The sequence below is a fragment of the Bacillus sp. VT 712 genome (assembly GCF_001614195.1).
GTDB classification, from domain to species: Bacteria; Bacillota; Bacilli; order Bacillales; family Bacillaceae_H; genus Priestia; species Priestia flexa.
Genome location: NZ_LWBK01000079.1, coordinates 1 through 11,237, shown reverse-complemented (window position 1 = coordinate 11,237; position 11,237 = coordinate 1). Strand labels below are relative to the sequence as shown.

13 protein-coding genes are annotated in these 11,237 nt (G+C 33.1%); 5 read left to right on the top strand and 8 right to left on the bottom strand.

Annotated features, from left to right (window positions below; all coding sequences use genetic code 11):
- Positions 1 to 1,092, bottom strand: a 1,092-nt coding sequence (locus tag A2U94_RS19875; protein WP_062954804.1) for an APC family permease, incomplete at its 3' end; no start/stop codon positions are given.
- Positions 1,093 to 1,250: 158 nt separating this feature from the next.
- Between A2U94_RS19875 and A2U94_RS19870 the strand changes: the two genes are divergently transcribed.
- Positions 1,251 to 1,712, top strand: coding sequence for an Lrp/AsnC family transcriptional regulator (locus A2U94_RS19870; RefSeq protein ID WP_062954802.1), 462 nt, complete (start codon positions 1,251 to 1,253; stop codon positions 1,710 to 1,712).
- Positions 1,713 to 2,248: 536 nt separating this feature from the next.
- Here A2U94_RS19870 and A2U94_RS19865 read toward each other — a convergent pair.
- The 4 genes from A2U94_RS19865 to A2U94_RS19850 all read right to left on the bottom strand — a co-directional run bounded on the left by A2U94_RS19865 (position 2,249) and on the right by A2U94_RS19850 (position 4,943).
- Positions 2,249 to 2,884, bottom strand: coding sequence for a DUF3967 domain-containing protein (locus tag A2U94_RS19865; RefSeq protein WP_062954801.1), 636 nt, complete (start codon positions 2,882 to 2,884; stop codon positions 2,249 to 2,251).
- 483 nt (positions 2,885 to 3,367) lie between these two features.
- Complete coding sequence (locus A2U94_RS19860) at positions 3,368 to 4,012, bottom strand: hypothetical protein (protein WP_062954799.1); 645 nt, start codon at positions 4,010 to 4,012, stop codon at positions 3,368 to 3,370.
- Between the two features lie 186 nt (positions 4,013 to 4,198).
- Positions 4,199 to 4,615, bottom strand: coding sequence for a hypothetical protein (locus tag A2U94_RS19855; RefSeq protein WP_082823090.1), 417 nt, complete (start codon positions 4,613 to 4,615; stop codon positions 4,199 to 4,201).
- Between the two features lie 16 nt (positions 4,616 to 4,631).
- A complete protein-coding gene (locus tag A2U94_RS19850; RefSeq protein WP_062954797.1) occupies positions 4,632 to 4,943 on the bottom strand; it encodes an NIP7 pre-PUA domain-containing protein in 312 nt (103 codons plus the stop codon).
- Positions 4,944 to 5,318: 375 nt separating this feature from the next.
- Between A2U94_RS19850 and mobQ the strand changes: the two genes are divergently transcribed.
- On the top strand, positions 5,319 to 7,301 hold the full coding sequence (gene mobQ, locus A2U94_RS19845) for a MobQ family relaxase (RefSeq protein WP_062954796.1): 1,983 nt from the start codon (positions 5,319 to 5,321) through the stop codon (positions 7,299 to 7,301).
- Positions 7,302 to 8,202: 901 nt separating this feature from the next.
- On the opposite strand, the gene A2U94_RS19840 is transcribed toward mobQ, so the two are convergent.
- Both A2U94_RS19840 and A2U94_RS19835 read right to left on the bottom strand, forming a co-directional pair.
- On the bottom strand, positions 8,203 to 8,391 hold the full coding sequence (locus A2U94_RS19840; protein ID WP_062954794.1) for a hypothetical protein: 189 nt from the start codon (positions 8,389 to 8,391) through the stop codon (positions 8,203 to 8,205).
- A gap of 15 nt (positions 8,392 to 8,406) precedes the next feature.
- Complete coding sequence (locus A2U94_RS19835) at positions 8,407 to 9,300, bottom strand: hypothetical protein (RefSeq protein ID WP_062954792.1); 894 nt, start codon at positions 9,298 to 9,300, stop codon at positions 8,407 to 8,409.
- 318 nt (positions 9,301 to 9,618) lie between these two features.
- Between A2U94_RS19835 and A2U94_RS19830 the strand changes: the two genes are divergently transcribed.
- The 3 genes from A2U94_RS19830 (at position 9,619) to A2U94_RS19820 (ending at position 10,667) form a co-directional block, all read left to right on the top strand.
- On the top strand, positions 9,619 to 9,894 hold the full coding sequence (locus A2U94_RS19830) for an AbrB/MazE/SpoVT family DNA-binding domain-containing protein (RefSeq protein WP_062954791.1): 276 nt from the start codon (positions 9,619 to 9,621) through the stop codon (positions 9,892 to 9,894).
- 30 nt (positions 9,895 to 9,924) lie between these two features.
- Positions 9,925 to 10,320, top strand: a complete 396-nt coding sequence (locus A2U94_RS19825; RefSeq protein WP_047933936.1) for a type II toxin-antitoxin system death-on-curing family toxin — start codon at positions 9,925 to 9,927, stop codon at positions 10,318 to 10,320.
- A gap of 131 nt (positions 10,321 to 10,451) precedes the next feature.
- Positions 10,452 to 10,667, top strand: a complete 216-nt coding sequence (locus tag A2U94_RS19820) for a DUF6007 family protein (protein WP_062954789.1) — start codon at positions 10,452 to 10,454, stop codon at positions 10,665 to 10,667.
- A 113-nt stretch (positions 10,668 to 10,780) separates the two neighbouring features.
- Here the strand turns inward: A2U94_RS19820 and A2U94_RS19815 are convergent.
- On the bottom strand, positions 10,781 to 11,237 hold a 457-nt coding region (locus tag A2U94_RS19815), incomplete at its 5' end, for an amino acid permease (RefSeq protein WP_156482315.1).

Sequence of the window (11,237 nt, the reverse complement as noted above, 5' to 3'; positions counted from 1 at the left end):
TGCAATTCCTAACGAATTTGGAATAAATACAAGTTTTTCTAATTCAATTTTAAAAATGTAGCTTGTTAATAAACCAATTTCAGCAATACTACCTACTACTAATACAGCACGACTTGGTGTAGAATATTTTTCATTAATTTTGCTTAACCAAGAGGGTGCAATATTATCTTTAGCTAAGGAATATCCTAACCGACTCATACTAGCCACAAACGCATTCATTGTTCCTAAACATATCGTAAAGGCGACGATTCCAGTCGCCCAGCCTCCATTTTTTCCAATTCCCTTTGTGACTACTTCTGAGAGTGATGCATGATTCATGGCTTCATTCATGTTTTCAGTACCGGTAGAGTAGGAGTTTGTACCAATAACAGCAAAAGCAATGCCTATGTAAAGAATACCTACAATTATAATTGCTCCCACGGTTGAAATGAGAATGTTTTTCTTTCTAGGGTCCTTAAACTCTGGAGCTAAGCTTGAGATAGCTTCCCAACCAAAGAAAGACCAAAAAATAAGCATGATACACTGAGCTATGGGATTAATACTGTTAGGGCCAACTTCCCAAACCAAGTTTTCATAACGAATAGATGGAATAGCTAAAAAGATAGTGCCTAATAAGATAAAAAATGTAAGAGCAGCGATTCCCAATTGCATTTTACCACTCGTTTTTAATCCAAAGTAATTTCCTGTCACAGAAATAACAAGTAAAGCTCCAGCAATGATATAAGCAACATAATGAGGTAACTGAAAAGCAAAGGCAATGTAAGTTCCACCAGTTAAAGACACAATAATTTGTCCAATACTACCTGCTATAAAAAAGAACCACCCTATTAAGGCACCTGTATAATGACCAAAGGCTTTATTAGCAAAAGTGGCTACACCTCCAGAGCTAGGATAATCAATCGATAAAAAAGCAAATGTACAAGCTAAGGGAATACTTAACAATATCATCACAATCCAAGAAATAAGGGCATTAGCTCCAGCAATTCCTCCTGTCATCCCTGGTAAAATAAGAATTCCTGATCCTAAAACAGCTCCAACGTATAGTGCTATCCCTTGAGGAGCCGAAATACTTTGTTTTAATGAATTATCCAATCCATCTCCTCCTTTCAACTTATTTTCATATCTACTAGCATTATAGAAAACAATAAGGTATATTTATATGCATAAATGTACAAATAATGGAATTATAGTTTTGGTTTTGGATAAAAATCATTTAGATAATGAGCAAAAGTGAAAAAGAGGTGAAAAACGTGGATTATATTGATTATAAGATTCTTAAACTTCTTCAAGAAGACAGTAGAATGACTATTATTCAACTTTCTAAAGAATTACACCTTAGTCGTCCCAGCATCAATGAACGGTTAAGACGGCTGCAAGAAAGTGGAGTAATAGAAGGGTTTACTACTCGTATATCTCCACAAGCAATTGGAAAAAGTGTACAAGCAATTATCCAAATAGGTAACCTTAAATGTGGTTGTCGTGAATTTGAAGAAAAAATAAAAAGTGAGCAGGATATTCTTGAGTGTCACCGAGTGACTGGAACAGATAGTTACTTTATGAAAACAGCTGTAGGTTCTATTCATCTTTTAGAAGAATTAGTAGATAAACTTATTCCTTATGGACAAGTAACTACATCTATCATCCTTTCATCTTCTATATCTCACCGATCTTTGCTCCCTGATATTGAGGAAGAAGAATTATCAAAAGAATAATGAATACTCTATACAAAGTTAGTTAACATAATACCTCTTTCCGGAACACATGAAAAAAACGAGCCCTTGTGTATCAAGGGCTCGTTTGCTTTTTAAATTTATGGTTTATGCAGCTTTTTATACATCGTTGATTTATCAATGTTTTCATTCCTTTTTAACTAATAGATCTTGTATGAAAAGCTGCCTTTTTATGCATATGCCCCATCATCCCCTCGTTAAATAGGAGAAGGAGTAGAAAATAAAAAAGTTATTGCTAACTACATAATTACTAACGTAATTTATAATACCTACTAATAACAATCTTGAAAATGATCCCCTACTTAAGCTTATCTTTAAGAAACATTTGTAGTTGCCTATATAACAGGCATAAAGGGAAAATATTATATGCTGATGCTACATATATGACTACAAAGCATAATACCTATTGAAAGTGTCATTTTTTAATAAAGCTTGTCTTAAGTATTAGAAATATCACATCATATATCGTCCATAATACTTTATATAAATCGTTAAGGATTTATTGACTAATATTGATTTCAAGACTTCCAAAATTCCCACCATTTTTTAGTATTATTTTTTTGTGATAATCCTGCAGCTAATTGTTGGTGAGATTCTTGGCTTTGTCTTAAAGCTTCAACAAGCATTTTATCTCTATTACTCTGGACTTCTTCAATTCGACCCAACTGCTCTTTTAATTCCGAGATTTCATTGTCTTTTTCTCCAAGAGCTGCTTTTAAAGCTACAGGGAGTTCCTTTACAATTAAGTTTTCAAAATCTTCCTTTTGCATTTGTTTCTCTTGAAGAACTCTAATTTGTTCTTTTAAAAAGTCCATTTCATTAGTTAATGATTTATTGTACTGTTCTTGTAGCGTTAAACCCTCTTTTAGGGTTTCAATTTCCTTCAAATCAACGTTTTTAACGGGATTGATACTACTTTTAGTTTTAGGATTATTCCAATCTTCCAGGGCTCTTTCTTTTCCTACTTTATCTATACGTTCTTGAATTTCCCTCACTTTATGGAGATCATCTGTGGTAAAAAAACGATATCCATTTTTAGGATTTTTTCTTACTTCTAAATTGAACTCTTTTACAAGATTGATAATAGTTGTTTTACTAACTCCCAAATCTTTAGCCACATCTCCAGTTGAATAAGTTACTTCATAATCATTCATAATAAAACTTCACCCCAAATTCTTTTATACTTTAAGATAAGAGTAATTTACACTTATTTTAGAGTATAGAATAAGTATAAAATAACCATCAATTAAGAATAAAGTATAGATTAATATAGACATTGATATATAAGCTTTTTTTAGACTTTTAGTGTTTGTGTTCCATACTTTACAGTTTATAGTTAGAAGTATAAAACTCCTTCTTTCCTTATAAACGATAGTCCGCCTTAAGGCGGGTATATAGCCTTAAGGCAAATTTTTTAATTTTTTAATACGAAAAAAATATAAAAAGATACTTGCAATTCTATGAGTGAATTGCTATTTATATAGAGTGAGAAGGGACAAGTACAAGAATACTGTAATATCAAGGTTTGTAAGACATGAGGTGTTAGTTTTTTCTAACACCTGTGTTAGAAAAAACTAACACCTAAAAAATGTAAAAACAAAAAACAAACAAAAAAAAAAAGAAATGCAAGAGCATTTCTAAAATAAATAAATTGGCAGGTTATGTTTTTTCTTAGTATCTCCAACAATAAAGTTCTTCAAAGATCTTCGGAATATTTGTTGAGTGGCTCTATCAATTTTGTCTTTAGGGCCACAACATAGGATATTCGGATTAACAAACCAAGTTCGAGAAGTACAATTACGACCTTCTTCTGTGGTAATACCAGCTTCTGCTACACCTAAAATACCTTTTTTCAAAAGATCATTCATGATCACTGATAATGGTGCTCTAGATTTACCTAAAGCTTTCGCTAAATATGTGGGCGTTGCAGCGTTAACTGTTATCTCTTCATTTTCTACTTCTGCTTTTTCAACAATTACATTTGACTTTATCTCTAAATACCTTGAAATATCTAATAAAAATGCTTTTTCCGCACTAGTTAAATAACCAATTTCACACAAATAATTGAGGTTTTCGGTAATAATTTGCACAAATTTCACCCCATCATTTTTCTTTCTTTTTTTAGCAATAAAATAATCGTCTCCAGTAGTTTTATGTAAAATCTGTAATAACATCTTTTGTTGTTCTGCTGAGAGACCAACTTCTGCTTCACAAATTATTTCTTCAATCTTAAAACCTCTAATTCTGGCATTCTTTTCGGCTTGTTCTAATGCTTTTCTCAATTTAATTCCCCCGATTTTTGTGGAAGGAATTAACCAGCTTATGTTATAATATAATCACAATAATATAAATAACTGAAGGTTAATTCCTTCGTTAATAGTTTTTAAGAAGAAGTCCTCGGAGTCGACCAAAACTTGAGGGCTTTTTCTTATGTCTAATTTTCTACCAAATCTTTCATAAATGCAAGCCTATTTCGACTCCATTCGGTGTTGCAACGCTGCAAGTAGCTTATCATCTACCCGTTTAGGCTTATATCCCATCCGATCTACTAAAAGACCTTCTACGAACTTCATACGGGCTGTATAAAGGCGATATTCGCTTTCTCCGAACTCTATGACACTCTTATCGATCTCAGCTCCTTCTGGCGCCTTCTGGACCGCTCTCATCAAATTATAGCTTTTCGAACGCTCTTCTCGAACTAAACGAAGCAATACTAACAAGTCATACGTATGAAAACGTTGAAGCTCTTGGAATGACAAAGCCGAATCTTCTAAACTCACATATTCTTTAAGTTGAGGACGCTTTGTATATAAAGGTGCTCCACAAACTGAACATGCTTGATCTATAGAATTATTTTCTGAATCACAATATAAACATTTCATCATAGGCTTCTACGAATCCTTACTCTTCAGAAACAGCCACTTCAGCTGCTGCTTTCTTTTTTTCTTTTACAACCATATCATGATTCAAAATCTTCTCTTTATTTTTCCCTACATACGCTTGCAATGCCTTTGCAATTTTTTCTGCCTCTTCTTCACTTTGAATCTCAAAGTATTTCTCGAAGATCGCGCCGACTTGAATAAGTCGTCTTGTTCTCTCTTTTCTCTCTTTTTCTTTTTTACGCGATTCAACTTGTTGTTTCTTTGCTTTCATCTTCTCAATTTTCTCTTCTAACTCCTGAAGAATTTCCTCATCTGTTCGCTTCTTCGGCATCCATTATCATCTCCTTTTTCTGTTCCCTAATGTTTGTATCGATTATATCAAAAATTGAGATAAATTGGTATCCTTAGCATAGATTCTCTCACCAGGATATGGTATAATTCCCTTAGATCGAAGAGATAAGGGCGCACTTATACATCGTACCGATGTGTGCGGTTCCTTCGGAACGAAAAGACAAAACCAAAGACCCATTCGCCTAGATGGCGAATTTCATAAACCTTGTTTGCCTATCGGCAAAGATGAAACCACCATCTGACACCTTTGGTGTTCATGATGCTGATTTCATCTAAAGCGTTGATTAGTGCACCTCGTGCTCTCATCAACTTATTCCAAAACACAAATCCATTCTCAAGAAAGGAGGAAAGAATCATGGCAATTTACCATCTATCGATGCAAATTATCAGCCGTTCAAAAGGCCAATCGGCTATTGCTGCAGCTGCTTATCGTAGTGGTGAAAAACTACATGATGAACGCACAGATGAACAAAAATTTTATGCTCGTGATATACAACCGGAAACCATGATTCTGACTCCTTCTAATGCGCCAGAATGGATGAAAGATCGAAACCGTTTATGGAATGAAGTTGAAAAAGTTGAGAAGCGCAAAGACTCACAATTAGCACGTGAATTAAACATTGCTTTGCCAATTGAATTAAATCATGACCAACAAAAAGAACTCATTCAATCCTTTGCTCAAAACGAGTTTGTTCAAAAAGGAATGGTCGCCGATATTGCTATTCATCGCGACGATGCTAATAATCCTCATGCTCATATCATGTTAACGATGAGAAACATTGATGAAAATGGTTTCGGCAAAAAGAATCGTGACTGGAATGCTGATTTTGCCAATGCAAAAGAAAACAATCGGGGGTACGTAAAAAATAGCGAAGGCTGCTTATCCATTCGTGAACAGTGGGCAAACTATGCCAATCAAGCATTAGAACAAGCCAAAAGTAAAGAGCGTATTACGCACCTTTCTCATGAAAATCGGGGACTTGAAGTACTTCCAACCATTCACTTAGGCCATGTCGCTCATGACATGGAGAAGAAAGGAAAGAAAAGTGACCGTGGTCAAATCAACAGAGAACGCCAAGAATACAATAAAGTCGTTATTGACCTGCAGACTTACCGTCTTCAAAAAGAAGGTCATGTACAAAAAATAAAAGAAAAAGAGAAGCAATTTAGCTTCTCTACGGATATTGAGAAAACACATATTCAAAAGGCTGCATCTCTTTTGAATCAAAAAATCGTTTCCTTAGACGATATCTCAAAACGCCAGGCAGAACTACGCAAAATGAGTGATCGTCATGACCCGATTGAACGTCATTTCCATGTGCAGCAACAACAGTTCCTAAATGTCAGCAATTACTATGACCGTGTGAAGGCTTTAGAGCGTGAAATCAAACAGAATGAAGAAAAGGTAGATGAACTCAAGGGATCACTCAATCCGTTTAAACTAAAAGAAAATAACATGATGAAGCGTCGTCACCTTGATAAAATCTCTGATTTAGAAAGTAACAAAGCCAACTACGAAAACAGTATTGGGAGCTATAAGGAATCTCTTCGCTTTTCAACTGAAGAGGAGTTTTATAGTCGCTATCAAGAATTCTCTCAACAGAAAGAGAATCGCCTGCATCAAATCAAGTATGAAAAAAAGCAGATTCAAGTTGAAACGAAAGTCTTGTTACAAGCAGAAGAAGCCATTAAAATGGCGAAAATTCGTGAAGTAAGCTCTCACTATCCCGACTTGAAAACAGCTGGAAAATACTTGACCTATGACAATGCTTTAAAGCTAGAGAAACATGTAGATATGGCCAAAAAGACTCCCGTAACGTTAGAAGTCATTGAAAAAGCGATTAAAAATCAACAAGACGATCTATACAAACTAAAGAAAGACCTAAAAATCTTTCAAACTGAAAAAGATCATCTAGATAAGATAAAGAGCCAGGTTACTAGCCTTGAAAAAACAGAAAAGGAACTTGATACATTAAGCAACAGCCCTGGTGAAGCAGCCAAACGCTTGGTTTCAAAGAAATCACGTCAGCACTATGAAGAATTGCAACATGGAGCTAATCACTATCGTGATAACCTTAAGGAAAAAGGATATAAAGGACTAGATGATTTAAACAAACGACAAGGCGAAATTAGAGAGCTAGAGCAAAATGTAATACCAGATATAGAGAAAAACATAAAAGTCAAAGAGCACGTCATAGAAACGATCTCAGGTATCTTTGATGCTATTCAACAAGCTACTCGTAGCCAAGAGCAAGCCCAACAAAGACATCAATTGAGAAGAATGAGAAGTACCAATATAAATAGAGCGAAAGATCAAGGACCAGATTTTAGCCGTTAAAGATAAAAAATTGCCTTAAGGCAATTAGAAACAACTTAAAGTTGTTACATTTTATTTAAAGAAATTAAACCTATTAGAGGTAGCATCAGGATTAGGCGGATTTACAACATTAAGACAAAAAACCTTGTATCAATAGGGTCTAGCCTATTGGTACATAATTAAATTATCGTTAAATTAGGACTTCATAATTTCTCATAAGACTTGTCTCAAAACCCTTATCGTTGTTAAGTTAGCCTTTTTTTCTTCTCAGAATTGCTTAACGTTGTAAATCCGCATTTTCGGGACTGTACCCCTTATTGAAGTGTAGCTTTATAAAAAATTCTGATTAAAAGTACTCGTCAATCGTTGATTTATCGCTACATTAATAATACGTTTAAAAAAAAAAGATTGATCAAAATAAGCTTTTTCATCTCATGAAAATACATGATTTTATAAAAAAAGTTTGATCAAAAACAGTAGATAAACCCTTATAAATCAAGGGTTTATCCCAAAATATTGTGTCGTTTTTATCAAACTTTGTTTTAAATTATCAATCTTTTTTATAAATTATCGGACTTTATTTTAAATCAACATGAAGCATTAGGAAAATGGGATAGATCTCGTTATGATGATGACTTCCCGGGTGCTCATTATGTAGGGTACTATATGGGTGACTATAGATTAGGTGCTATTATTGATACTGATTCAAAAAAAGTTACAAACCTTAAAATGTATTTACCTGGATCTTATGAATCTTTTGTATATGATACTGATTATTACAACGGTGAGAGTTACTAAATGCAAATTTGATTTATAACTTAGAATATTTACAACAAAGACCGTCCATTATCCATAAGTATATAGGCGGTCTTATCTATATGTATGCTATATATTTATTCGTAAATTATCGACACTATATTACTTAACTGTATTTAACTTTTTTTTTGAAAATAAAATTTGTAATTGTTCCAACTATTAAAGCACCTACAATGGCAGCTATAATAGCTTTCACTATAAACAGAGCAAGACCACTACCAGCAGTAATATTAGCCATAAAAATAAGTGCTAATATTATAAAAGAAATAATATAATCTTTTTTCCTGATCTTCACTATTTCCACTCCTTTTTATTTTCTTATGTTTGTTGTCTTAGAAATTTTACCACTTTTTGTACAACTAATTTGATTTCTAACATCTAAATATTGAACTACTATCCCTACACCATCATATTCCAAACCATAATGAAAATTCGCTCTAGTAAATATAGTAGCAGAAGATTTATTGGCCGCAGTTGTAGTTCCTTCTCCATAATTATCAATTTGCCAAATAGCGCCCGTGAATCTTTTCTTTACATATCCATCATAAAAGTAAGGAGTTACTGATGATCCAGTATATTTAAATTCTCCTTTAGTATAAATCTCCCATAAAGGCAATCCAACCCAACTATAAGCAACATATTTTTTAGAAACTTTACCAGTGTATTTTGTTGCTGCACTGGCAGAAGATGCTTTTGCAAGTTTTGAAATATGACCAATAACAGGAACATTAGAGAATGCTGTTGCAGCAGAATCATCTTTTAATACTTCCGGATTTTCAGCCTCAATAATTTCTACAAAGAACGTATCTTCGTTAGTATAGATAATATTAACATTATCATTAATTTCTTCCACTTTAAAGTTTCCGTTTTCAATATTCTGAGTCATATAAGAGTCTAAATTAATTTCTTCTTTATCTTTTAATTCTTCATTTGAGATTTCAGGAAGCAAATTCTCATCTTTTAGTTCTTCTTTAATTTCAGTTTTCGTTTTTTCTTCAGGTTTCAATGTATCCTCGACTACTTTTGAAACGTCACTTTCATTTTTTACACCTTCCTCTTGTAAAGCAATCGCTAAATTTGTTTCTTTCTTGTCCAAATCTGGATTTTCTACAATATCCAAATTCGAACTGGCTTGAGCCCAATTAACTGATATAGGTGTTACTAATGAAACGAGAATAACAGCTGAAACTAATTTTTTTAACATATTAAAACCCCCTATATACTGTATTACAGGGAATAAGTATAATAATAACTATAAAACAAGTAAACTACTTTTATGTAATTTAATTGTTTTTTTACCAATATATAGACTTATATATATTATATAATTTGCATAATGGATTTTTTCGGAACACATATAAAAGCAAACTCTTGATATTTTATTCAATTAATAATGACTTTTGGTTTACAAAGTCAACAGACCGTGTATAATTGTCATAACAGTGATAACGTAAAATTATACGTACTGTTATAAAATCGCCAGCATATGTTAATACTATGCTAATACTAAGGAGGTATTATTATGATGGATATGGCGGTGAGAGAAGTGGAAAGAAAAATTACGAAAATTGGCAATAGCTCTGGAGTGACATTTCCACCTGAAGTTTTAGAACACTTAAACGTTAAACAAGGTGAAATGGTTGTGTTTGACCTTGAAAAAGACGGTAAAGTAGTACTTAAAAAGCGACCTGCGGTAAATGTAGAAGGTTTCGAGGAAATAGATGCAGATTTTTTAGAAGGAATGAAGGATCTATTTGATCGATACGATAATACGCTACGTAACCTCGCAGATCGTTAAAAGAAAAACAAAGGGTAAGGGACTTAGCAAATGACGAAATATCTCACTCATAAGCAAGCCATTTTCTTAAATGGTGTAATGATTCAACGTTATACACCTAAAGAACATATTGGTGTAAAAGATGAAAAATTATTGGATAGTGCGATTATGCGTCCACAAAGTTCTGCTTTTGGATCTGATGCTTATCCTAGTTTGGAATTGAAAGCTGCAGCATTGTTTGAAAGCTTAGCACAAAATCATTCTTTTCATAATGCAAATAAACGAACAGCATTCGCTTGTTTATTCCTATTTTTAAGGACGAATGGTTGGATTTTAAATGTTCGAGAAAAAGAAGCTGAAGACATGACTTCTTTTGTTGTGACAAACAAACCTTCATTACAGCATATTGCCGATTGGATTTCGAGTAATCTTGTTCAACGTTCATGAAAAAGACCTTTTCCAAAACAGAAAAGGTCTTTTTACAGTTATTTATTTAAATGCAGTTAACATAAAACACCTTATCGGTACGAATTATAGATTTATGGTAGAATAATCCTTAAAAGGAGGAATAAAGAAAGTTGAATAATATATTAAATACAAGAAAACTATTTAAAGACATGATGATATGGGAATGCGTATTGTTTATCCCTTCACTTTTACTCATGTCATATTTACCTTTAAATAGCCTATTAGACATGTTTATTAACGTTATTATCTTTATTTTAAGTGTAATAGGGATATTTGCTATCCGTACGTACATAAAAGGTCGAAGAATGACTTTTACTGACAAGTAAAAAGAGCACCGATTTAGAGGTGCTCTTTTTTAAAATTTAGTTACCATAATCCATATTCTAGGCAGCGAAAAAAACAGACCCTTCATAAATCTAAAGGTCTGCTTTTGATTAGGCTAAGCTTCTTTAGCTAATTTATTAGACTGCTTACTCTTTATATAAAGATAAGAGAAGCAACATATAGATACTAATATGGGTATTAAAAGAAAAGAACCTACAAAGAAATAAGCGATGAAACATAAAGTACAAGCAATGGCTGCAAACACCTTACCTAAAAGGTGTTTAATTAATCTTACTCCTGCTGCAGATCCCACTATATACGTTGCAATTCCTAACGAATTTGGAATAAATACAAGTTTTTCTAATTCAATTTTAAAAATGTAGCTTGTTAATAAACCAATTTCAGCAATACTACCTACTACTAATACAGCACGACTTGGTGTAGAATATTTTTCATTAATTTTGCTTAACCAAGAGGGTGCAATATTATCTTTAGCTAAGGAATATCCTAACCGACTCATACTAGCCACAAACGCATTCATTGTTCCTAAACATATCGTAAAGGCGACGATT

Bases quoted from the DNA above. Each gene is read 5' to 3' on its own strand.
- A2U94_RS19865 (WP_062954801.1), bottom strand. From the start codon at position 2,884: ATGAATGATTATGAAGTAACTTATTCAACTGGAGATGTGGCTAAAGAT.
- A2U94_RS19855 (WP_082823090.1), bottom strand. From the start codon at position 4,615: ATGATGAAATGTTTATATTGTGATTCAGAAAATAATTCTATAGATCAA.
- A2U94_RS19850 (WP_062954797.1), bottom strand. From the start codon at position 4,943: ATGCCGAAGAAGCGAACAGATGAGGAAATTCTTCAGGAGTTAGAAGAG.
- mobQ (WP_062954796.1), top strand. From the start codon at position 5,319: ATGGCAATTTACCATCTATCGATGCAAATTATCAGCCGTTCAAAAGGC.
- A2U94_RS19835 (WP_062954792.1), bottom strand. From the start codon at position 9,300: ATGTTAAAAAAATTAGTTTCAGCTGTTATTCTCGTTTCATTAGTAACA.
- A2U94_RS19830 (WP_062954791.1), top strand. From the start codon at position 9,619: ATGATGGATATGGCGGTGAGAGAAGTGGAAAGAAAAATTACGAAAATT.
- A2U94_RS19825 (WP_047933936.1), top strand. From the start codon at position 9,925: ATGACGAAATATCTCACTCATAAGCAAGCCATTTTCTTAAATGGTGTA.